The following is a 24938-nucleotide window of genomic DNA, read 5'->3' as shown; positions in this document are numbered from 1 at the left end:
CAATTGTGGAGCATATTACAAGCTCTAATTCATGAAGGCGGTGAGCAGATGTCATTCAAAGGACGGACAGTAGCGCTCATGGTAGGCAGTGCAATCGTGTTGAGCAGCCTACTGACGGTGGCTGTGTTGAACGTACCGGCTCTTTCCGGCCATGTGAATGCAACAGGTACGGGGTTCTCATCGCAGCAGATGCAGAAGCTTAACTCTGTGCTTCATACTATTGAGAGCAATTATATAGAGCCAGTCGATCGGGAAAAGTTAGTGTCCGGCGCGTTAGACGGAATGTTCGCTGTATTGAAAGACCCCTATTCCACTTATATGAGAAGAAGTGAGGCTACTTCTTTTAATGAAAGTGTTGAGGGAGAGTTTACAGGAATCGGAGCTGAAGTATCGTTAGAGGATGGAGCTGTTACGGTCGTCTCTCCGATCAAAGAGTCCCCAGCTGAGAAAGCAGGGTTGCAGCCTAAGGATGTACTCTTAACGGTTGATGGTGAAAGTCTCGATGGTAAAACATTGACGGAAGCCGTTAGTAAAATCCGCGGTCCTAAAGGTTCTACCGTTAAACTTGAAGTGAAGCGGCCTGGACATGAACAAGTTATGGTGTTCCATATTAAGCGGGACAAGGTAGATTTAGAGACGGTATATCCATCGATGTTGGAAGGCAATATTGGATATATTGAGCTTCGTCAATATTCTGCTAATACAGCTGAACGTTTTGAAAAGGCACTTAAAGAGCTGGAAGCGAAGCAGATGAAAGGGCTCATTATCGATGTTCGGAATAACCCAGGCGGAGTACTGGATACCGTTAAGCAAATGACAGAGCAGTTTGTTCCGAGCGGTAAGCCTATTTTGCAAGTGGAGTATCGAGATAAGAAGCGGGACGTATACAAGTCCAAAGGTGCGAAAGATGTGAAACCTTATCCGATTGCAGTGCTAACGAATAAGGGCAGCGCTAGTGCCTCGGAAATTATGGCAGCTGCTTTGCAGGAATCGGCTGGAGCGATTCTTGTTGGTGATCATACTTTTGGCAAAGGCACGGTTCAAGCAAGCCACCTTGTTTCTAAAAATGACGGGGATCTCATCAAGCTCACAATTGCGAAATGGCTAACACCGGATGGAAAATGGATTCATGAAAAAGGAATCGAACCGGATGTAAAAGTAGCTCAACCAAGCTACTTCCAAGCAGCGCCTATTCCGAAAGATAAAACGCTGAAGCTTAATTTGACATCTCCAGATGTGGCGAACGTTCAACATATTTTGAAGGGTCTTGGCTATTCGGTTGATCGAGTAGATGGGTACTTCTCGCCTGATACGAAGCAAGCGGTAGAGAAGTTCCAGCGTGATCATAGTCTTCCAGTGACGGGGGAAGTGAATAAGCAAACTGCGGAGAAATTGGAACAAGCGGTCATTAAAGCGATTCGTGATCCGAAGAACGATGCACAATTGGATGCTGCGATTAAAGCAGTACAGAAGGAAATCCGTTAGTCGTTGTCGAATATAGAGAAGGTTGCAGGCTTCGGCTTGTGCCTTCTCTTTTTGTTATGTTGTTAGTAACTCATTTATTTTATATGGTAAGGTATTGGAATACAGCCTCGTGAATAAACGATACACCGATACGTGGTGTTCTGACACGAACGGCAGCTGCAAAAGTGGTCGTTAGTCACTGTAACTATTAAAGTTGTAAGATTAGAAGGGGGCGAAAGATGTGGACCTCATCGTTGCATTCGGTACTCGAATCGCTCAAGCAATACTGTCATGGCTGTTGAATCCGTTTTATTGGTTAGCAGTTGTGTTTATAGCGATACAATACCGTCGTCAAATGCTTCTAGAACGACGGTTATATGCGGTTAAGATGCGGAGTTGGCTGGAGCAGACTTGGAGAGCTCTGCTTGGAGGATTAGTTGCTGGAATTATAGTCAGCTTTGCTGCTGTAGGGCTTGGTGCGCTAATTCCTAGCTCTGTCATGATATTGCTTTGGATTCTAACTGTTGTACTCATACTATTTCGTGTTCGTTGGATTTGTCTTGCTTATGCAGGAGGCGTACTTGTACTGCTGCAGCTTATATTGCGGCTTATGCCCGATTGGCAGCCGTCAGGATGGATGGCAGCGTGGATAACAGATCTGAGAGATATGAACGCGGCAGGCTTGCTCGTCATTATCGCGCTCGTTCATGCAGCGGAAGCTTGGCTTGTACGTAAGCAAGCGGCGCGCTTTGCAAGTCCTTTCTATATGGATAGCAAGCGCGGACGTATCGTAGGTGGTTATCAGATGAACATGTTCTGGCCGATGCCGTTGTTGCTGCTCGTTCCTGCAGCTGATGGATTGACACTGCCTTGGATGCCTTTGTTTGCAGAAGGAATAGGGGTTTCGGGATGGACGTTCACTGCTTTGCCAATTGTCATTGGTTTTAGTGATATGACCTATACGTATTTGCCGCAAGATAAGGCGAGAGTTACGGCATCGAGGCTGTATATGTATGCTGCAGCACTGCTGGCGGTGGCATTGCTAGCCCATTGGTGGTATCCTCTAGCTCCGATCGGAGCGTTAGTGGCTATAGTGATGCATGAATGGCTTGTTTATCAAAGTCGCAGCGAGGAGTCAGGGCGAAGCCCGATGTATACGCATGATAAACGTGGCTTGCTTATCCAAGCGGTGCTGCCGGGAAGTCCGGCGGAGGAGTTGAAGCTTCAGCCAGGAGAGATTATTACGAAAGTTAATGGCGTACCTACCCGTACGAAAGAAGAATTACATCAAGCTTTACGCGCAAATGCGGCCTTTTGTAAGCTTGAAGTGTTCAATAGCAATGGGGATGTGAAGTTTGTGCAGCGTGCTATGTATGCAGACGAGCATCATCAATTAGGTGTGTTGTTAGCTCCGGATAACCATGTATCCTATGTTGCTGAAATGAAGCCGGTATCTGTGCGTCAATTGTTCTTATCTCCGTGGAGAAAATCAAAAAAATCAAACAAACGTCTTGAACAAGCATCGGAAGAGCATACTCTTTCTTAATAAGCTGTTGATAGCGTAGTTTATGCCCTGACTCCAATAAGGAATCAGGGCATTTTTGTGGATAAGAAAGTGCTTTCATGGAATATTCACAATAGTTATTCAATATTTGTGTATAAGTAGGTGGATAATGTGTATAACCAAAAAGTATATGTGAATAAGTTGTGTGAAAATGTGGATAAACTGTGCGTAATGTGAAAATGGAAGAAAAAAGCACCGAGGGTTATCCCCGGTGCGGTGTTGTGTTGGCTAAACGATTATGAAGTTGGTCGCATGACGTTTCGTAGAATGATAATCTCTACACGCCTGTTTTTTTGTCGTCCTTCTACCGTATCGTTAGTAGCAACAGGTCGTGTATCCCCATAGCCTGCGATCTGGAATTGTTCGGTCTTTAAGTTGTGCTCTGTAATAAAGAAGCGGAGCACAGACAATGCGCGTTCGGCTGACAGCTCCCAGTTATCTTTGTAGCGGCTGCCGGACGCAAATGGCAGATTGTCTGTATGGCCTTCAATACTAATCATAGAGTCAAGTTGTCCGAACAGAGATGCAAGTTTTGCTAGCGTAGGTTCGGCTTGAGCTGTTAACTCGGATTGCCCGAGACTGAATAATAGCCGATCACTTAGGCGAATTTCGATTCCTTTAGGTACATCATTGACGCTGATGGAGTTTTGTAATTTATTTTCATCGATATATTGTTGGATCTTCTTCATCGTGTCTTGAAGCTGCTGCTCCTGCTTACGGAAGGCCAAGTCCTGTTGCGTAATTTGACCAATCATAACACCCTGATTCGCAGCTGGCTGTTTGCCGTCGCGCTTGTCGGTATTTTGATCGCCAGAGCCCCCGTCTACCTTCGTTTGTAATCCGCCTGTTTCTCCTGGCTTCGTGTGGGCGCCTTCTAAAATACCGCTTCCGTCAGGAAGTGGGCCTGTGCCTCCACTATCACTAAATGTAGATGAAAGGGTGGAGGATAAAGATTCATATTTCGTTAAATCGACCTGACTCATCGCATACATAACGACAAAGAAAATCATAAGCAGCGTAATCAGGTCGGCATAGGTGATGAGCCATCTTTCTTGATTTTCGGCTGCGGCAGCTTGTCCGCGTCTTCTATTTCTGCGTCTCAACCTTCATCCCCCGATTCATTTCCGGCATACGGGCTAACGGTTGATGAGACGTTTCGGTTAGCATAAAGGAACTTAGCTTTTTGCGGATGATTTGTGGGTTTTCACCTGCTTGAATCGAGAGGATACCGTATTGAATCATTTCCATTTCTCGAATAACTTGACTGCTGCGAACTTTGATCTTGGAGCATACCGGCAAGTAGATGACATTGGCAGTCGCTACACCATATAAAGTAGCTGTAAATGCAACTGCAATTGCTGGTCCTAGGTTGGCAGGATCATTTAAGCTGCCAAGCACGTGAATAAGACCCATGACTGTACCGATAATCCCCATTGTCGGAGCGTATCCGCCCGCAGCTTCGAATATTTTGGCGTAACCTTCGTGCTTCTGTTCTACAGCGTCGATATCTAAGTCAGTCAGTTCTTTTACAGTCTCTGCTTCTGTACCGTCAACGACGAGCAGCAGCCCTTCTTTCAGGAAGAGATTGTTGTGTTTGTGTGCTGCATCCTCCAGAACGAGAACACCTTCGCGGCGTGCTTGAGTAGCCATTGCCACCATATCATCTATGAGTTGGGGCATCTCAGATTTTGGTTGTGTAAACGCCATTTTCAATGCATCAGGTATTGTGCGCAAACGATTGGCTGGGAAACTGACAACGACTGCAGCAATTGTACCGCCAAATACGATGATAGCTGCTGTACTTTCCCACAGACCGCTCAAATGTCCGCCTTCCATAATAAATCCGCCGATGAGTGCAATAAGCCCAGCAGCAATTCCGACAATCGTCGTTTTGTCCATAAATAGTATCCTCCTAAATGAAGTTCCCATTTGCATCCAAACCGTGTTAGGAGTATAATAAAAGGGAACAAACATTCTTATTTTAACGTATGAAAGTTATGATGGATCGATCATATATCCGACCATTTTAAATATAGCTATTTAGCATTGATATTTGCTGTTGTGATAGGGCTATACTGTTTCATATATCGGGTGTTCGGAAGCGAAACTTTAGCATAATGACAGTGGTTGAGGGAAATGAATCTCAAGACCTAGAAGCATGGTTAAACTAGATTAAGATTAATGATGAAGGGTGCGGTGATAAGCGAGTATGGAACATATTCCAATGAGTTCGAAGTCGTTTGAATTAGTATCGGATTTTAGTCCCCAGGGAGACCAGCCGCAGGCGATTGAAGAACTGATTAAAGGGGTCTACGAGGGGAAGCGATATCAAACACTGCTTGGTGCAACGGGTACGGGTAAGACATTTACGATTGCTCACACGATTGCCAAGCTCAATCGACCAACACTTGTCATCGCACATAATAAGACATTGGCTGCTCAATTGTGCAGTGAATTCAAAGAGTTTTTCCCTAATAATGCGGTGGAATACTTCGTGAGTTACTATGATTACTTCCAGCCTGAAGCTTATATTCCATCATCGGATACGTATATTGAGAAAGATTCAAGTATTAATGAAGAGATCGATAAACTGCGTCACTCTGCGACGTCAGCGCTATTTGAGCGTCGAGATGTCATCATCGTAGCGAGTGTATCGTGTATTTATGGTTTAGGTTCACCGATTGAATACGGGAATCTGGTATTTTCTATACGAACGGGCATGGAAAGGTCACGTAATGAGATACTGTCCAAGTTGGTGGACATTCAGTACCAGCGTAATGACTTGAATTTCGTGCGAGGAACATTCCGTGTGCGAGGCGATGTAATCGAGATTTTCCCAGCATCTAAGGGAGAGCAGGCCGTACGAGTAGAGCTGTTTGGCGATGAGATTGAGCGCATTACGGAAATTGATGTGCTTACTGGTGAGATTATTGGTGAGCGTGATCATGTAGCTATATTCCCAGCATCTCACTTCGTTACAGCTTCAGAAACGATGAAGGTGGCACTCGTTAATATTGAGCGTGAATTGGAAGAGCGCCTGCAAGTGCTGCGCAGTGAGAATAAGCTGCTGGAGGCACAGCGTCTTGAACAGCGTACACGCTATGATATTGAGATGATGCAGGAGATGGGCTTCTGTTCCGGTATTGAGAACTATTCGGGTCCACTTACGTTCCGTGAGCCTGGTGCGACGCCATACACTTTGTTGGATTACTTCCCTGATGACTTTGTTGTTGTTGTCGATGAGTCACATGTAACGCTTCCACAAATTCGAGGCATGTACAACGGTGACAGAGCAAGGAAGACTGTTCTAGTTGAGCATGGCTTCCGTTTGCCCTCTGCATTGGACAATCGACCATTAAGGTTTGAGGAGTTCGAGAGCAAGGTGGATCAAGCTTTGTTTATCTCAGCAACGCCAGGACCATTTGAATTGGAACATACGCCAGAAATGGTGCAGCAAATCATTCGTCCAACAGGATTGCTTGATCCTGTTATCGAGGTTCGTCCTACGAAGGGACAGATCGATGATCTTATTGGGGAAATACGGACGCGTATTGACAAGGATGAGCGTGTGCTCGTTACAACGTTGACGAAGAAGATGTCAGAGGATTTAACGGAATATTTGAAAGAGGTAGGGATCAAGGTTAAATACTTGCACTCAGATATTAAAACGTTAGAGCGGATGATGATTCTTCGTGATCTACGTCTCGGTGTTGTTGATGTTTTAGTCGGCATTAACTTGCTGCGGGAAGGACTGGATCTTCCAGAGGTATCGCTGGTAGCCATTCTTGATGCAGATAAGGAAGGCTTCCTGCGTGCGGAACGATCGCTCATTCAGACGATCGGACGGGCGGCGCGTAACTCGGATGGATTCGTTATTATGTATGGTGATAAGATCACGGATTCGATGGATAAAGCGCTCAAAGAAACGGCACGACGTCGTACGATTCAGATCGCATACAATGAGAAGCACGGTATTACGCCGCAAACGATCCGCAAGAAAGTACGGGATGTTATTGAAGCGACGAAGGCTGCTGAGTCTAAGGAAGAATACACGACCAACAAGCCTATCGAGAAGATGTCGAAGAAGGATCGCCATGCCGTCATTGAGCGCTTAGAGCAGGATATGAAAGAAGCTGCGAAGAACTTGCAGTTTGAACGTGCTGCGGAGTTGCGTGATGCATTGTTGGAATTGCGTGCGATGGATTAAGTAATAACGGAGTTATGAATAGGTAAGAACGGATATTTCGTTCTACTTTAATGATATAGAAGCTTGAAATTGTGGTTCGCGTGAACCTAGAGCGGAGGGTGTAAGTTGGCTAGTGAGAATATCGTCATAAAAGGGGCAAGAGCCCACAACTTAAAAAATATCGACGTCACGATCCCGCGTGATAAGTTCGTCGTGTTGACGGGTTTGAGTGGGTCTGGCAAGTCATCTTTGGCATTCGATACGATTTATGCGGAAGGGCAGCGCCGTTATGTAGAATCTTTGTCTGCCTATGCACGTCAATTTCTGGGACAAATGGAGAAGCCGGATGTAGATTCAATTGATGGGCTTTCACCTGCCATTTCAATTGATCAGAAGACAACTAGCCGTAATCCTCGTTCTACAGTAGGAACGGTAACGGAGATTTATGACTATCTTCGTCTATTGTTTGCACGTATTGGGCGCCCACACTGTCCGGACCATGGTCTTGAGATTACATCTCAGACGGTTGAGCAGATGGTCGATCGAATTATGACTTATCCGGAACGGACCAAGCTGCAATTGCTAGCTCCCATCGTTTCGGGGCGCAAGGGCGAGCATAAGTCTGTGTTTGCTGATATTCAAAAACAAGGCTTCGTTCGTGTTCGCGTTGACGGAGAAATGCGCGAAGTATCTGATACGATTGAGTTAGAAAAGAATAAGAAGCACAATATTGAGGTAGTTGTTGACCGTATCGTTGTGAAGGATGATATTGAAGCAAGGCTTGCAGATTCGATAGAGACTGCATTGAACTTGTCTGGGGGCAAGCTCATCGTTGATATTATCGATCAGGAAGAACTCGTATTTAGTTCGAATCTGGCTTGTCCAGAGTGTGGATTCAGCATCGATGAGTTGGCACCGCGTATGTTCTCATTTAACAGTCCTTTCGGTGCTTGCTCTGATTGTGATGGGCTTGGACAGAAAATGATTGTCGATGCTGAGCTGCTTGTGCCAGACCGGGATAAATCGATCGATGATGGAGCATTCGAAGCATGGGCGGGAAGTACGTCCAACTATTATCCACAGTTCCTTCGTGCTGTTTGTGAGCATTATTCTATTCCGACAGACATTCCGGTTTCACAGTTGGAAGCTGAGCATATGACGAAGATTCTTCATGGCACAGGAGCTGAGAAGATTCGATTCGTATATGAAAATGACTTCGGACATCGCAAGGAAGCTCAAGTTACCTTTGAAGGCGTTATTCATAATTTAGAACGTCGCTATCGCGAGACAGCTTCTGAAGGCATCCGTGAATTTATTGAAGGATTTATGAGTGCGAAGCCATGCGGCGGCTGTAAAGGTCACCGTCTGCGCAAAGAAAGTCTAGCTGTTACGATTAACGATCAGAACATGGCATTCGTGACAGCATTATCGATTGGTGAGGCGCAGCAGTGGTTCGAATCGCTTGCGTTAACAGAGAAGGAATTATTGATTGCGAATCTTATTTTGAAGGAAATTAATGCTCGATTGGGCTTCTTAGTAAATGTCGGGCTTCAATATTTGACGCTGAATCGAGCAGCTGGCACATTGTCAGGTGGCGAGGCGCAGCGGATTCGTCTTGCTACGCAAATAGGTTCCAGCCTCATGGGCGTATTGTATATTCTAGACGAGCCGAGCATTGGACTTCATCAACGTGATAACGACCGTTTGATTCGGACATTGGAGCATATGCGCAATTTGGGCAACACGCTCATTGTCGTTGAACATGATGAAGATACGATGCTGGCTGCCGATTATATTATTGATATCGGGCCAGGAGCGGGCATTCACGGTGGTATGGTTGTATCACAAGGTACACCGCAAGAAGTGATGCAGGATGAGCAGTCATTGACGGGTCAGTATTTGAGTGGACGCAAATTCATTCCAGTACCGTTGCAGCGTCGTCAGACCGATGATCGTTGGCTTGAGATTCGTGGTGCAAAGGAAAATAACTTGCGCAACGTCAATGTGAAGATTCCGTTAGGTGTCTTTACGGCTGTAACTGGAGTTTCGGGATCAGGTAAGTCGACACTTATTAATGAAATTCTTTATAAGACGTTAGCACGTGATCTGCATAAGGCAAAAGTTCGTCCTGGTGCACATCGTGAAATTCGAGGCCTTGAGCATATTGAGAAGGTTATCGATATTGACCAGTCACCGATTGGACGTACGCCACGTTCCAACCCAGCAACGTATACGGGTGTCTTTGACGATATTCGTGATTTGTTTGCGACAACGAACGAAGCGAAGATTCGCGGCTACAAAAAAGGTCGCTTCAGCTTTAATGTGAAGGGTGGACGTTGCGAAGCTTGTCGCGGGGATGGAATTATTAAGATTGAGATGCACTTCCTGCCGGATGTGTACGTGCCATGTGAAATATGTAAAGGCAAGCGCTACAATCGTGAAACGTTGGACGTTAAATACAAAGGCAAAAACATTGCTGACATTTTGGACATGACGATTGAGGATTCGGTTGTCTTCTTCCAGAACGTCCCTCGCATCCATCGTAAGCTGCAAACACTGTTCGATGTTGGAATCGGCTATATGAAATTGGGACAACCGGCAACGACATTGTCTGGCGGTGAGGCACAGCGCGTGAAGCTTGCTTCTGAGTTGTACCGTCGCAGCACGGGCAAGACGCTGTATATTTTGGACGAGCCGACGACAGGTCTACATGTGGCGGATATCGATCGATTGTTGGAAGTGCTGCACCGTCTTGTTGAATCAGGTGAAAGTGTGCTTGTTATTGAGCATAACCTGGATGTTATCAAGACAGCAGACTATATGATTGACCTTGGTCCAGAGGGCGGCAGCGGCGGTGGTATGATCGTTGCACAAGGTACGCCTGAACAAGTCGTTCAAGTGAAAGAGTCATACACCGGTCAGTATTTGCTTCCGATTATGGAGCGGGATCGTGCACGTACAGTCGAGTTGGAAGGCCAGCAGATAGACGAAAATGCTGAAGTAGGCAGTTCGACATAAGGCTTAATTACAAGTAGTTATGACACAATGAAGAAGTTAAGTGGTACATGACAATCGGGATACTTTGTAGCTTGTAACCGCTGATTGTTAATTGATAATTTTTAATCGTGATCTAGTTATTAATGCGATGTAGCAAGGGAGGCAGTATTATTGCAGCTTTCCCTGATTACATCGCATTTTTTATATGCGCCGTTGTTGCTGCGTTCGAATCGTTTTAGGATCTGCTTGCATATTGGTTGCCAATTGTACCGGATTTAGATTTCAGGCTCGTAAGCTTACTCAACTGTTGTCTACGACAGGGGATTGTTGGAAGGAAAAAGACTTTCTTTGTCGAAAACATTGTATAGACGAAATATCCGTGAATGGACTACAGGGCAAAGGGTGAGAAAAATGGCAGAACTGAGTGTAGGCGGCAATCGTGTGCAAGTAAAAGGTGTGCTGTTAGACAAAGACGGTACTTTATTGCAGTTTATTAGTCTATGGGGCCGTTGGGCAGAAACCGTGTTAGAGGGTTTGGAGCGGGAGCTGCGTCTAGAAGGAGCAGAACTACCTGAGGGGCCAGGTTTTTTGCTAGGTGTTGAGCTTGATGAGGGGCGTCATGTATTGTCTCATGACCGCTTTGGCCCACTTGCGATGGGTTCTCCTTCGCAAATGATAGGGATCGCTGCTTATTATTTATATCGGGCTGGTGTGCCTTGGAATGACGCGGTACGTCGCGCTACCGATGTATTTGAACACGCAAATGCAGGCAATGTATTAAACGCCAAAATTGAACCTGTGCGTGGAGTTGTGGCGTTCTTGGAGCGCTGTAAACAACTTGGCCTAAAATTAGGTGTTGTTACTGCAGATGATAAAGAGCCTTCCCAAGATCATCTGACGAAGATGGGGATTCGCCAGCATTTTGATAGTGTCGTTGGGGATGATTGTGTATCACATGGCAAGCCATATCCGGATATGGTGTATTTGGCTTGTGAAGAGCTTGGATTAGAGCCGAAGGACGTTGTCGTCATTGGAGATTCTACTGGGGATATGGAGATGAGTGCTAGCGCAGGCTGTGCAATGCACATTTTTATTGATGAGGATGGACGCTTTCAACAAAAGCCAGCATCAGCGCATGTCATGATTCGCTCTTATGATGAGATTGAACTACTTCCATAGGGTAAGTAGATGTTATGGTTTGTTGGACGGCTCATTGGAATTAGCAAATATGCTTAGGTCATACATACCGGAGCAGTTTACGAACTTAATAATTAAGGTTATTAATCAGTCAAGACCATGAATATAGTCACGATGTACTCTGTATGCCATTTATAAATGTGACTAAATCGTGACAATCTAGTTGGATTTCCAACATTTATGTTGCAAGATAGAATGGATAAATATAACATGGGATAAGATAGGTAAACTCTTTGCATAAAGGGAGGTCCACCATGTTAATAGCTGCAGGTGAGGCAGGCAAAGTCGCCTTTGATTGGTTCGATGTATTTATGGTCGCATTTACTTTAATTTTGCTCTGGGCACTGATTAGACAAGTGAAGCAGCGTCCCCGTAACTTATTCGCACTTGGATTTGCTGCAGTAAGCTTGCTTACATTTATTCTTGCAGATATCGTTATGGTTTACGGGTATCTTGGAATGAATCCGCCAGATTATTTCTTCTTTTTAAAGTAATGCAGCTAGCTTCTATTAGTTTGATAACGTAGGATGTTGCTAACTCTTGCTTGATTTATATGTAATGGGGTATTCGTACATATGAGAGTAATAAGGGACATCGCTGCCGGCTGAGTTAGAAGCTGGGAAGTGGAACAACAGATATGTGTAGAAGAAATCAGTCAAGTGGGGACTGATTTATAGACGTCGGATAGTATTGAGCTCTTTGATGATTATCGTCAAAGAGTTTTTTTATTCCCTAACTAGGGAGAACGACTATAATAGATAGATATGAGAATATGATTATATGCAATGTCAGGAGTGCTGGGTGTGAAGAAAACGAGAAGTTGGCCTTTATTTACTATGATAATAACGTTAGTTATGGCTGTAGCCGTAACGGTGGTTCCTCATTCTGTAGGAGCTGTACAATCTTCAACTGCTTTAGCTAAAGTGTCATCGAATGTTATTCCGAATCTAGTAAAACAGGTGAATCCTGCGGTAGTAACGATTATTGGGCAAGATCCATTGTTGTTAGAAGAAGTGGAAGATCCGCGGGATGCGCTAGGATTTGGCTCTGGCTTTGCCATTCGCAGTGATGGCTGGATCGTTACAAATGCACATGTAGTAAATGGGCTCAAAGATGTAAAAGTTATTTTTCAGGATGGGAAGAAGTACGATGTGGTGAAGTCTCTGGTAGATGTAGAGACTGATATTGCTTTGATTAAAATTAATGCAAAGAACTTGAAGACGCTGAAGCTGGCTTCTAATGACAAAAAAGTGGAGCTTGGTGAAACAGTTGTTGCTTTCGGAGTTCCTTTACAAGTAAAGCTGCGAAATAGCGTGAGTGCAGGAGTTGTAAGCGGATTGGATCGCAATATTGATGAGCCTTATCGATATTTGCAAACAGATGCAGCGATCAATCCAGGAAATAGCGGCGGACCGCTTGTTAATTTACGTGGTGAAGTAATTGGTGTAAATACGTTGAAGGCATTCGGCGAGGATGTTGATACGCTTGGATTCGCTGTGCCTGCAGATACGGTAAGATGGGTAGTATCTGAAATGCTTCAACATAGCAAGGTGAGACGAGCTTCGATTGGTATTATGTTGGAAGAGAGCTGGGCGGCCTCTTACGGATTGCCGACGAAAGAAGGATTGACGATTACAGAGGTGAAATCGGCAAATGCCAAAAAAGCGGGTTTGAGCAAAGGAGACAAACTGCTCACCGTGAACGGTCATGCTGTTCAAACGATTGTTGATGTAAACGAGGCGCTTAAAGGCGTATTGCCGGGTAAAACCATTAAGGTGAAGGTAAAGCAACGATCTAATGGTAAAGTAGTTGAAAAGAAAGTAACGTTAGGGAAAAAATAAGAAGATGGTGGACCTGCTTCTTCACGGAGCAGGTTTTTTGTTATTCTTATATTCTCATCAATTTCTCATTTTGCTATTATTTTCTTCTCATTTTCGACATCTATGATAAGGATGTAAGTAAGAACAGCAGAATCGTACAGCAGGAAGCATAACGACAATTCAACTTTCAAGGAGGAAATGTAAGATGAAAAAATGGATTGCGACTTCAGTGGCAGGTGCGTTAGTGGTAAGTGGACTTGGATTTGGTAGTGTAGTGAATGCGGATCATGATAATAAGCAAGCGAAGGTTGTGCAAACTTCGAAAAAGAACGAAGTTCGAATTTCGTTAACGTTAGCAAAACAAATTGCGAAGCAAGTGTATAACGGCGGCAAGATCGATGAGATCGAGCTGGAAAAGAAAAATGGCCGTCTTGTGTACCATGTCGAGTTCGAGAACCGCAAAGATAAAGAAGATGAGATTTACATTGATGCAGATACGGGAAGCGTAACATTCGAAAAAGATTTCAAATCGAATGATGACGATGATGATCATGATGACAGAGACGATGATCGCGATGACAACGATGATGATAATGACGATATAGATGATAATCGTGACGATAATGATGATAACGACGATCAAGATGATGACAACGATGATAATGATGATGACGATAATGACGACAGCGATGACGATCAAGATGATGATAGTGATGATGGAGACGAAGATTAAGATTTAGTTATTCGTATTGTTCGATTAGATGCAACAACAGCAAGAACAAATACAAATAATAAGTAAGATGTTGGCCACTCCAATTGTTTTTATATAAATAGCAGGGATGATGAGAGGCACCTTTCCCCAGGAGGTGTCTTTCTGTATGTTCGGGCTTAGGAATGCTCATGCCAATAGCCTTTACAGAAATATTGCAATAGTGATAAACCGTTTCATCTTTTCTTGCTCATTTCTCATCAAATTCTCATCTTTCTATCCATGTGTTCTCATTTAGCAGGGTTAATATAAGGTCATAGGAAAGAACAACAAGAGCAAACGGCAGCATAGTCGCAAGAATGAAGATGATTACGAAGTACGAATGAAATTAAATTTAACGATACATTATTAGGAGGAAAACAAAATGAAAAATTGGGTAGTAGCAACAGTTGCAGGAGCAGTATTAATGGGTGGCGTAGGATTTGGTTCTGTAGTTATGGCCGACAACAATAACGAAACGAAGGCAAGAGCAGTGCAAGCAGCTAATCAAAATGAAGTGAAACTATCTCTCGCACAAGCGAAGACAATCGCTAAAGGTTTGTTCAAGGATGCTAAAATTGATGAAATCGAATTGGAGAACATCAATGGTCGTCTCGTTTATCATGTTGAGTTCGAGAACCGCAAAGATAAAGAAGATGAAGTGATCATCGATGCAACGACAGCTCTTGTGACGTGGGAAAAGGATTTTAAAAAGAATGGCAAGCATGACGACGATTATAACGATCGTGACGACCATGATGATAATGACGATGACAATGATGATCGTGATGATAAGAAAAATGCACCTACAACTAAAGTGAATTTCAGCAAAGAGCAAGCTAAGAAAATAGCATTGTCCCAAGTATCTGGTAAAGTGGAAGATGTTGAGCTTGAGAAAAAGTTCCGCAATCACGTATATGAATATGTATATGAAGTAGAAATTGATGTGAAAAAGGGCGACGATGCTACTGTGTACGTAAGTGCTGAGACAGGCAAAGTATTAAAAGTGGAATTGGAAGACTAATTAGCGAAGATATTTAATTTAGAAGTAGATAAAAGGGCATCCCTAGGGGTGCTCTTTTGTGTATAGGTTGGGTATAATTGGGGCGTGCGGTAGGGGGGTGATCTGAGGACTGGGCCAGAGCTATTTTATTTGTTTATTCAACAATACAACTTGGGGAGAACGAAAAGATGCTAATGAGCAGAAATGTGCATGTACAATGCTGTAAGGGCAGCACCGCTAAAATGATATTGTTATTTGTGAGTATATTAGGTTGGATGGTTATCTCAACTACTGATCAGGTTGCGGCGCAGGCGGCTTCGCAGACAGATGAAAAGCTATTTGACTCTTATAAAGACGTACATTTTCTACATGTAAGTCCAGGTCATAATGAAGCTTCTTATAACGGCAAAATAATAAAAATGAAGAATAAGCCTTATATTGAAAATGAGCATTTTATGCTTCCGGCTCATTGGATTGCAAAGTTTACTGGCCTAGAGTTGAGTGTAGACGGAAATCGGATTCTACTTGCAAACGATAATCAGACATGGGAGTTTTATAGCGACTCTCGTCACGCTATTTTAAATGGAAAAGATATAAATCTGCCAGTCGCTACAAAGGGAAGTGGGGAACAGATGGTTATGCCGATCCGGGTATTTAAAGATACATATAAGATGGAGTACTTTATCCACTTTTATAGTGACATTCCGGTATATGCCTTGGTTCGATACTCAGATGTATCTAAGCAAGAAAAGAAAATTCTTCATGATGCTCATAACTTACGACGTATTGGCCATCCTAACTACCGTTGGTCTATTGCTTATCCAACGGAGTGGAAGCGACCAAATGAGTTTATGAATAGTGATAGAACTCATACTTTTGAACATCGATATGATGATCTAACTTTATATATAAGGTTAAGAAAATATCAACCAACGCATAAGCCTTACTATAATGAGAATAGAATAACTAACACATTTGGGAACTTTGACTCGATTGATGGATATAGTTCGAAAAAGGGAAAAGGCTTTGAAAAGCCTCGAATAGGCACTTATGCAGGAAACACCTTCTATGAATTTGGTTACTATGAGGGGGATAACTATTCTTTTTTGAGGACTATATATGCCGGGGACACTGCATTTACAATCGTTTTGTATAGTAAAGATAGAAATAAAGTGAGAGACAACATTTCTCTCGTGAATACGTTTGCCCTTCAGTATAAGCTGGAAGGCGTAGAAACTTTAAATATTAATCATGTAGTTGGTTCTGGCGATAGTGAACTTCAGTGAACCGCAGTATACCATACAGCCGCGTTACTCCGATTTCTGAGGAGTAGCGCTTTTTTTTGTGACCGTTATCATGGCAAATGATCACTTTAGGTAGATCGAAGCAGGGGAATGGGGTAAACTTATATAGTTAGTGCTTAACGCAACTTACGGAGGATGAGAATGAGAGAGATTAGACGAGAAGATATAGAGTTGTTGGCGCCGGCTGGAGATTGGGATTGTATGAGAGCTGCCGTTGCAAACGGAGCAGATGCGATATTTTTCGGTGTAGAGAAGTTCAATGCGCGTGCGCGTGCAAATAACTTCCGCATGGATGACCTACCAGACATTATGGCTTATTTGCATAGCTATGGAGTAAAAGGGTTTTTGACTTTCAATATACTTGTATTTGAGGACGAATTGAAGGATGCGCAGACTCTTATCGATGCTTGTATCGATGCAGGGGTGGATGCGGTTATTGTACAGGATCTAGGTCTTGTGAAAATGATCCGTGAGATGTCTCCAGACTTCCCGATTCACGGTTCTACTCAGATGACGATTACGTCGCCTGAAGCGGTTGAGTTTACGAAGCCGTACGATATGGAGCGGGTTGTACTTGGTCGTGAGAATAACTTGAAGCAGATTAAAAAAATTGCGGATTCTGCAAATGTACCACTTGAAGTATTCGTACACGGTGCATTGTGCGTATCCTACTCAGGACAATGTTTGACATCTGAGATGTGGGGCGGCCGCTCTGCGAACCGCGGTGAATGTGCACAAGCATGCCGCTTGCCATATGACATGATGGTAGACGGCGAGCATCAACCGATGGGTGATATCACATATTTGTTGTCACCGAAGGATTTGGCGGCAATTGAGCTCGTTCCTGATTTAATTGAAGCAGGCGTTGTTTCCTTCAAAATCGAAGGCCGTATGAAACAGCCTGAGTATGTAGCGAACGTTGTGAGCAAGTATCGCAAAGCAATTGATGATTATTTTGCGGGTACATGGACGGGACCGACGAAGGAAGAAGTACGTGAACTGCAGCAGAGCTTCTCTCGCGGCTTTACGCATGGCTTCTTGAGCGGTACGAACAATAAACAGCTCGTAGACGGTACGTTCCCGAAGAGCCGCGGTGTGTATGTAGGACGCGTTGAGCAAGTACTGCGCGACGGCGTCGTGTGTAAGATCGAAGCGCCCCTTAAGCGCGGAGATGGTATTGGCTTTGATGCAGGCGACCCGACGAAGAAGGAAGAAGGCGGACGCATCTATGATCTTCGCCGCAAGGGCGTTAAGCTCGAAGGCGAAGCGGAAGAAGGCTGGGTCGTGGACATTGTTCCAGGCCGCAGCGATGTAGATCTTCGTCGAGTTAAAGTTGGCGATAAGATTTGGAAGACAAGTGACCAGGCGTTAGATAAGCGCATGCGTGCTACGTTTGACACGGAGAAGCCATATAAGGTATTCCCGATGCATGTGCGCGTAGAAGGCCGTGTAGGCGAGCCTTTGCGTACGTGGTGGACAGACGTGCAAAAGGGAACAACTGTTGAAGTTGCTTCTGAGATGATGCTGGAAGCGGCGCAGAAACGCCCGATGGACAAAGCTTTGTTGGAAGAGCAGCTTGGCCGCCTTGGCGGTACAGTATACCAATTGGAGCAGATCGACGTAACATTGGAAGGTGACGTAATTGTCCCAATGCGCGAGTTGAATGCGATTCGTCGTCGTGCTGTGGATCACTTGGCAGGCGAGCGACCGAAGCCTCCTGTGTATGTAAAGCATAACGTCGATGTCATGGCGGATGGGGTTGTTGAGCACACGCCTGTCGCTTATGGCGAAGCGCAGCTGACGGTACTATGTCGTACACTGGAACAGGTACAAACTGCGGTAAAAACGGATGTAGCGATGATTTACGCTGACTTCGAATTTATTAAGCAGTTCCCTGCTGCAATCGAAACATGTCGCGCTGCGGGCAAGCCAATTGCACTTGTTACGCCGCGTATTCATATGCCGAACGAGAACGGATACCATCGCAACATTTTGAAGCTTAAGCCAGATGCGGTGTTGGTGCGTAATACAGGAGCTTTGTATTTCTATATGCAAGCTAAGGCGGGGTGGGAAAAGCAAATTGCTGAAGGTATTGTACCTGCTGACGTTCAGCTGGAATACGGTAAGTTCCCACAAATTATCGGTGACTTCTCCTTGAACGTAGCGAACCATAAAGCGGTTCAGTTATTTATCGAGGAAGGTTTGGACAAGATTACTCCATCGTATGACTTGAATATTCAGCAAATGGTTGATATGTTGGGTAAATCAGAAACGTCCAAGCTTGAAATCGTTATTCATCAGCATTTGCCGATGTTCCATACGGAGCACTGTACGTACTGTACATTCCTAAGTGAGGGTACTGACTATACGAACTGTGGCCGTCCATGTGAGGAACACAACATTTCCTTGCGTGACCGTATCGGAATGTCTCACCCTGTTCGTGTTGACGAAGGCTGTCGTAACACGGTGTATAACGCTATCGAGCAATCGGGTGCAGAATACTTGGCGAACTTTATGGAATTGGGTGTTCCGACTTATCGCGTAGAGTTCCTAGAGGAGACACCGGAGCAGGTATCTGAGGTTATTGATCTTTATCAGCAAGCTTTGCTTGGCCAAGTTAGCGGCACGCAAGTATGGCGTAAGCTGAAAGCAACTAACCAACTTGGAGTTACACGTGGTCAGTTGGTGAAATAATAGAGATCTTCTTTAATTGCACTTTAATTGACGTTATGATGTAATCTGTGCGATTGCATGAGAGGCTTAATTGAAAAAGATGAAGTAAGTATAATAGCAAAATCCCTCTACACGCTCCTAATAATAGGTGTCGTGTAGAGGGATTTTTTTAACGATGTAGATGGTGCCTGTTAGAGCTTTTCTATCATTCATTAGCATAACCCTTTGGATTGGCCTGATGCCATTTCCAAGCTGAAGAAATGATTTGCTGAATATCCGTCCACTGGGGAACCCATTTCAGTTGTTCTCTAGCCTTGGAAGCATCTGCGATGAGGATTGCTGGATCACCTTCACGTCTTGCTTCCATACGAGCTGGAATGGAATGTCCGGTTACGACGCGTGCTGCTTCAATAATTTCTAATACGGAATATCCGTTACCATTACCAAGGTTGAATACATCGCTAGTACCACCGTCTTGTAGGTGCTGAAGTGCCTTAACATGAGCGTCTGCTAAATCGGAGACGTGGATATAGTCACGAATACATGTACCGTCCGAAGTATCGTAATCATCGCCGAATACAGAAATATGTTCCCGTTGATTCAAAGCAACCTGAAGTACAAGAGGGATAAGATGCGTTTCTGGTGTGTGATCCTCACCAATTGCCCCGTTTTCGCTAGCACCAGCTGCATTAAAATACCTAAGTGCTACATAGGTCATTCCGTATGCCTGCTCAAACCATCGCATCATACGTTCCATTGTAAGCTTCGTTTCACCATATGTGTTTGTTGGCATGGTTGGTTCCGTTTCTAGAATAGGTAATTGCTTGGGATTTCCATAAGTTGCAGCGGTTGATGAGAAAACGATATGTTTTACATTTTGGGATGACATTGCCTCGAGCAAGCATTGAGTTCCGTACACATTGTTGTCATAATATTTTGCTGGATCTTTCATGCTTTCTCCCACTAAGGAGCTGGCAGCAAAGTGAATAACGGATTCAACAGAGTGCTCCCGCATAATACGGCTCAACATTTCTTTATCTCTAATATCACATGAATAGAATTTAACTTGAGCTTGATTGATCGATTCAATATGTCCTGTGGTGAGGTTATCAACAACGACAACATTATAACCACCATCAAGTAAAGCTTGTACGGTATGAGAACCGATATACCCTGCACCGCCTGTCACAAGAATGCTCATGGGTTTCCTCCTGTTGATTTTAGTTATATGTATTAAAGCTTATATTGTAGTATAATGTTTTGAATTGGTAAAAGGTAGAAGGTGTTTGTATAATGTCTTTTATCTTGATTATAAATCAAAGCTAAGGGGATGACCAAGTGAAGATTCGTAAAGCCATCATTCCTGCTGCAGGTCTAGGAACGAGATTCCTGCCTGCTACAAAGGCAATGCCAAAAGAAATGCTTCCTATCGTAGACAAGCCGACCATACAATACATCGTGGAAGAGGCGGTTGCTTCAGGAATTGAAGATATTATTATTGTTACGGGTAAAGGAAAACGAGCAATTGAGGATCACTTTGATAATTACTTCGAGCTTGAACATGTGTTGATGGAAAAAGATAAATTGGCGTTGCTTGAAGAAGTTCGCAAGTCTTCAGAAATGGCGAATATTCATTATATTCGTCAAAGGGAGCCGCGTGGGTTAGGGCACGCAATTTGGTGTGCTCGTAAGTTTATAGGCGATGAGCCATTCGCGGTTCTGTTGGGAGATGACATCGTACAGGCAGAACAGCCTTGTCTAAAACAAATGATTAATGTATATGAACAATATGAATCTTCCGTTGTAGGGGTTCAACCAGTGCCTTGGGAAGATGTTAGTAGATATGGGGTTGTGGCAGGTCGTCAGCTGACAGAACGAATTATGACCACAGAACGCTTAGTGGAGAAGCCTCCGGTTGGTTCTGCACCTTCGAATTGGGCGATCATGGGGAGATACATACTTACTCCAAGAATTTTTGAGCTTCTTGAAGCGCAAGAGGCTGGCGTTAATGGTGAAATACAATTAACGGATGCTATTGCTGCTGTCGGGAAAGAAGAACAGGTGTTAGCGTATCACTTCGAAGGGCAGCGTCATGATGTCGGAGAGAAGCTGGGGTTTATCGAGACTACGATTCATTTTGCACTACAGCGTCCTGAATTAAGAGGTGAGCTACTGAAATTTATGGAGATGCAACTTGAAAAGAGTAAATAAAAATGGCGCGGGATTAATCCCGTGCCATTTTTATTGTTATTTTAGTTTTAAATTCACTAATGAGTCGAGCTGAGCTTGTTCATTAGGATCAGCTGCAAGTAAGCTTGCTAGATTTGTCTCATCTTTTAATCCGAGCTTTTGTACAGATGCTAGATACCATCTCATTAGCTCGCGATTCGTTTGATCCTTAAGATCGGCCTGTAAATGAGGCTTCATCATATCGTGTGCTTCTTGAGTTTGACCAAGTAAGAAATAAGCTTGGCCAGCATACAAGGCTACTTTGTTAGTTATGTGGAATGGATCACCCTGTAACTGTCCTTTAGGCAATGTTTTGAGATGCTCCATACCTTGTTCAATATGCTCAAGTGCTTGTAACGTGGAACCTAGATATTTGTTCTTTTCTTGTTCATTTTCAAGTGAGACATACCCTAAACGGGAAGAAATCTTCATGTACTCTTCATACCAATCAAGCTCCCAAGGATAGCGTTCCTTGTTTTGATGGAAAATATCATAAATTTCTTTTTCCATTCCTTTGCTTGCATATACAGATACAAGTTGATTCCATAAGTTCCGGTTTGAAGGCTCATGTTCTAGAGTAGATAACAACAGATCTTTTGCCTCATTGAAATAAGCATCATCTTGGGTTTGTTGATATACCTGAACTAATAGGGATGTCTTAAATCTCACATAGTCAGGGTGAGTAGGACGTATACCTAACGCTTTATCAAGCGGTTCAATGATTTCATTGAAATTATTAGAAGCTTGGGCTGTTTCATGAGCTTGAGCATGACCGTTTGCTGCACTTATAAATACACTTGCAGTAATAAGTAATGTTAGAGATAGTACACCGATGATGCTACTAAATACGATACGTACCTTTTTCGGTTGCCAAGTGAAGCGTTTCAATGGTTTGTCATCTATGGCGGCAGTCATGGCGCCTAGTGCAATAAATACAAGTACGCCTATAAACACATAGCTCATATTAAAGTCCATTAAGCTATGCACGAGAATAGAAGTTGCAATAATGAAGTACAGGAAGTAACTTTCACGTTTCTCTTCAGAAGCTCGAATGTAAGAACGAATATATTGCGTGTAAATATAAATGAGAATTCCCATAAACAATACGAAACCAATTAGACCAACCTCAACCGCATATTGCATAAAGAAGCTGTGAGCTTGACGAGATGTATAAGGGTTATTTTGATATTCCTCATACAATGCAGCCCATGCACCACCACCGGCACCAATGAGTGGGTAGTCAGCTATTACTTTAGCAGAATCTTTATAGAAGGTAATACGTTCAAGAACACTGTGCTGCTCAAAGTTAATGTTTTCGAATCGAACTTTGATATTCTCAGGAAGTATATTTTTTGCACTTGTACCTGCAAGGAGTGCAATTACGATTGCCCCTAGTACAACACCGCCTACTGGAATAAAGAATGATGAAGCTTTACGTGCAGAAAGACGGCTTAGTTTTTGTTCAAGCAAAGGAGCAACCCAACGTTCTATAGCTAGCGATAATACTGCTGAGATTAGGGATGCAACTAAGATATACGCCCATCCGCTTAAAGATTGCCCTGTATTGAAAGTTTGCTGTAATTGAAGCCCTAATTCTGTTACAGGATTTAAAATCAGAATAGTTGCTATACCACTTATTAGTAGATGTACAATCCATATAATCTGGCGATGTGGTTTCAAGAATAGCAACAACACTACGAATACTACTGGCAGCAATACAAGTCCACCACGAGACAACGTCAGGAAAATGGATAGAACAATTGGTACGAGCATAAAGCTATGAATGCCTCGGCCCCACCATTTTTTATCTATTCCTATGAGGTAAAGTGCTGCGAACAAGAATGCCATAAGGTATGCTGCGTATGTATTCGCATATTGGAAGACAGATGTTAGACGCGCTCCGTTAGAGTCAACCATAACTGCGTCGCGATAAACTTGTCCATCATCTGATAATGGAACTCCAAGCCACTTGACTAGTGATGTAACACCAGGGCCATTTCCTAACCAATGGAGTAATCCGAATAGGACAATCATATAAGATGTAGCTACTAAAGTTATTGATAAAATTCGATTTAAGGCGCCATCTTGCGTTATAATAGACGAGGCGATAAAAAATAGCGCATATATCGTCATAATTAGCAGCATATTGACGGCTAGATAAGAAGAAGCTGCATTAATTAGCGAAACTCCATAGCTTATTGGAAGTAAAAATATAAGTAGCTTAAGAGTATCATGCTGGCTAGTCCACTTGAATTGTTTAGCAATTGTGGGTATCATTACAAAGCCTAGTATTGCTGAAAACAGCACTGCAGCATAGATTGGTTCTTCAAAAGAGCTGATCTGTCCGTTGAATAGAGCAGTTCTAAATGGTGACCAAATTAAAAAAAGCACGACGATTCCAACCAAAATCCATGGGCGCTGGATTGAATCTTTACCGCCTTTAGATGATGGATTTACATATCCATATGTCGACAAGTTTTACTCTCCTTTACTGAGCATTTTTTCTTATACTACCATAAATAAAAAATGGACTCGAGTCAAAGCAAATATCTATATTATAAATGTGTGGGTACAAGTTGACATATAGATAGGTTTGCATGTTTATTCTCTTGTTCGTTATCAAGAATAGTTATACATATTCTGTAAATCTCTTCTGTGAAAAGTTATGTTTATAGTAGGTATACAGTAAAGGGATTACGGGGGAAGAAATAATTCCCCGACTTTGAATAATTGATTCTATACATTTGATACTTAGGATGACATGGATAGTCGAAAACAATGTTGAAAGGAGTAACCGAGTAACTAGCATTTGAACATAAAGCTTCTTTTACGGAATAGTCATTACTCTTTTTAATGAGATGTGTATTGATGTAGAAGATAGAGCTTTTACAGGATGAAAGATAAATCGTATTATGAAAGGATAATTTGGCGTTATGAGTGTGTTAAGAGATTTCTTTGGTTTTTTTAAAGACATATATATTAATAAGTCTCTTATTCTTCGCTTATCGAAGAAAGACTTTCAATCCAAACATTTAGGTTCATATTTAGGAATATTATGGGCATTTGTACACCCGGCATTGATGATTCTAATTTACTGGTTTGTTTTTCAAGTTGGATTTAGGTCGATGCCTATTGGAGATATTCCTTTTATTCTATGGTTATTATCAGGGATGGTCCCATGGCTCTTTTTCTCTGAAAGTGTCTCTGGTGCTGCAAATGCAGTTGTGGATAATAGCTATTTAGTTAAAAAGGTAGTTTTCAAAGTTGAAATATTGCCAGTTGTAAAAATAATTTCAGCTTCATTTATTCATATTTTCTTTGTATCTATTTTGTTCTTGCTGCTTAACTTATACGATTTCCCTAACACCATATATTACTTACAGTATTTTTATTATCTATTTGCAACATTGGTGCTTGTAACGGGGTTAACGATGGTTTTATCGGCCTTAATTGTTTTTATTAAGGACGTTGGACAGATACTAAATATGATTTTGCAATTTGGATTTTGGTTAACACCGATCTTCTGGTCGTATGATATTTTACCAGAGAAGTATCAGATTTTTATAAAATTAAATCCTCTATATTATATTGTTGACGGGTATAGACAGACATTTTTATATCATACTTGGTTTTGGGAAAGACCAAGCCTAACTATATATTTCTGGGGATTCTGTACAGTTCTCTTGTTTGTTGGCGTGACTTTATTTAAAAAATTAAGACCACATTTTTCTGATGTGCTATGAGGAGTTTATG

At 43.0% G+C, this 24938-nt stretch carries 17 protein-coding genes; 13 read left to right on the top strand and 4 right to left on the bottom strand.

The window, feature by feature from the left end:
* Nucleotides 1-48 precede the first annotated feature (48 nt).
* Both FPZ44_RS16710 and FPZ44_RS16705 read left to right on the top strand, forming a co-directional pair.
* Nucleotides 49-1485: a S41 family peptidase gene (locus FPZ44_RS16710; RefSeq protein ID WP_144991926.1), complete on the top strand. Its 1437-nt coding sequence runs from the start codon at nt 49-51 to the stop codon at nt 1483-1485.
* Nucleotides 1486-1705: 220 nt separating this feature from the next.
* Nucleotides 1706-3010 (top strand): PDZ domain-containing protein, encoded by a 1305-nt coding sequence (locus FPZ44_RS16705; RefSeq protein WP_144991925.1) that lies wholly within the window; start codon nt 1706-1708, stop codon nt 3008-3010.
* A 254-nt stretch (nt 3011-3264) separates the two neighbouring features.
* On the opposite strand, the gene FPZ44_RS16700 is transcribed toward FPZ44_RS16705, so the two are convergent.
* Together FPZ44_RS16700 and FPZ44_RS16695 are read right to left on the bottom strand one after the other, a co-directional pair.
* Nucleotides 3265-4131, bottom strand: coding sequence for an OmpA/MotB family protein (locus FPZ44_RS16700; protein ID WP_144991924.1), 867 nt, complete (start codon nt 4129-4131; stop codon nt 3265-3267).
* On the bottom strand, nt 4115-4927 hold the full coding sequence (locus FPZ44_RS16695; protein ID WP_144991923.1) for a flagellar motor protein: 813 nt from the start codon (nt 4925-4927) through the stop codon (nt 4115-4117). The genes FPZ44_RS16700 and FPZ44_RS16695 overlap by 17 nt, the downstream gene beginning before the upstream one ends.
* A 310-nt stretch (nt 4928-5237) precedes the next feature.
* Here FPZ44_RS16695 and uvrB point away from each other — a divergent pair, with 310 nt between their 5' ends.
* From uvrB to FPZ44_RS16650, 9 genes are all read left to right on the top strand, one after another.
* Complete coding sequence (uvrB, locus tag FPZ44_RS16690; RefSeq protein WP_144991922.1) at nt 5238-7235, top strand: excinuclease ABC subunit UvrB; 1998 nt, start codon at nt 5238-5240, stop codon at nt 7233-7235.
* A gap of 105 nt (nt 7236-7340) precedes the next feature.
* Complete coding sequence (gene uvrA / locus FPZ44_RS16685; protein ID WP_144991921.1) at nt 7341-10232, top strand: excinuclease ABC subunit UvrA; 2892 nt, start codon at nt 7341-7343, stop codon at nt 10230-10232.
* 390 nt (nt 10233-10622) lie between these two features.
* Nucleotides 10623-11390: an HAD family hydrolase gene (locus FPZ44_RS16680; RefSeq protein ID WP_144991920.1), complete on the top strand. Its 768-nt coding sequence runs from the start codon at nt 10623-10625 to the stop codon at nt 11388-11390.
* 272 nt (nt 11391-11662) lie between these two features.
* On the top strand, nt 11663-11902 hold the full coding sequence (locus FPZ44_RS16675; RefSeq protein WP_144991919.1) for a hypothetical protein: 240 nt from the start codon (nt 11663-11665) through the stop codon (nt 11900-11902).
* A 309-nt stretch (nt 11903-12211) separates the two neighbouring features.
* Entirely contained in the window at nt 12212-13249 is a 1038-nt protein-coding gene (locus FPZ44_RS16670) for a S1C family serine protease (protein WP_186786111.1), read from the top strand.
* A gap of 184 nt (nt 13250-13433) precedes the next feature.
* Nucleotides 13434-13961: a PepSY domain-containing protein gene (locus FPZ44_RS16665; RefSeq protein WP_144991917.1), complete on the top strand. Its 528-nt coding sequence runs from the start codon at nt 13434-13436 to the stop codon at nt 13959-13961.
* A gap of 400 nt (nt 13962-14361) precedes the next feature.
* The gene (locus FPZ44_RS16660) at nt 14362-15000 is read left to right on the top strand and encodes a PepSY domain-containing protein (RefSeq protein ID WP_144991916.1); all 639 of its coding nucleotides are present in this window, start codon (nt 14362-14364) and stop codon (nt 14998-15000) included.
* 167 nt (nt 15001-15167) lie between these two features.
* Nucleotides 15168-16265, top strand: a complete 1098-nt coding sequence (locus FPZ44_RS16655) for a stalk domain-containing protein (protein WP_144991915.1) — start codon at nt 15168-15170, stop codon at nt 16263-16265.
* 153 nt (nt 16266-16418) lie between these two features.
* On the top strand, nt 16419-18977 hold the full coding sequence (locus tag FPZ44_RS16650; RefSeq protein ID WP_144991914.1) for a U32 family peptidase: 2559 nt from the start codon (nt 16419-16421) through the stop codon (nt 18975-18977).
* A gap of 184 nt (nt 18978-19161) precedes the next feature.
* On the opposite strand, the gene galE is transcribed toward FPZ44_RS16650, so the two are convergent.
* Nucleotides 19162-20157: a UDP-glucose 4-epimerase GalE gene (galE, locus tag FPZ44_RS16645; protein ID WP_144991913.1), complete on the bottom strand. Its 996-nt coding sequence runs from the start codon at nt 20155-20157 to the stop codon at nt 19162-19164.
* 137 nt (nt 20158-20294) lie between these two features.
* Here galE and galU point away from each other — a divergent pair, with 137 nt between their 5' ends.
* A complete protein-coding gene (gene galU / locus FPZ44_RS16640; RefSeq protein WP_144991912.1) occupies nt 20295-21167 on the top strand; it encodes a UTP--glucose-1-phosphate uridylyltransferase GalU in 873 nt (290 codons plus the stop codon).
* Nucleotides 21168-21203: 36 nt separating this feature from the next.
* Here galU and FPZ44_RS16635 read toward each other — a convergent pair whose 3' ends face one another.
* Complete coding sequence (locus tag FPZ44_RS16635; RefSeq protein WP_144991911.1) at nt 21204-23660, bottom strand: O-antigen ligase family protein; 2457 nt, start codon at nt 23658-23660, stop codon at nt 21204-21206.
* 458 nt (nt 23661-24118) lie between these two features.
* Between FPZ44_RS16635 and FPZ44_RS16630 the strand changes: the two genes are divergently transcribed.
* Nucleotides 24119-24928, top strand: coding sequence for an ABC transporter permease (locus FPZ44_RS16630; protein ID WP_144991910.1), 810 nt, complete (start codon nt 24119-24121; stop codon nt 24926-24928).
* Nucleotides 24929-24938 lie beyond the last annotated feature (10 nt).

Source organism: Paenibacillus agilis, assembly GCF_007786455.1.
In the GTDB taxonomy this organism is placed as follows: Bacteria; Bacillota; Bacilli; order Paenibacillales; family Paenibacillaceae; genus Paenibacillus_B; species Paenibacillus_B agilis.
This window is presented reverse-complemented; position numbering and strand designations above follow the sequence as displayed.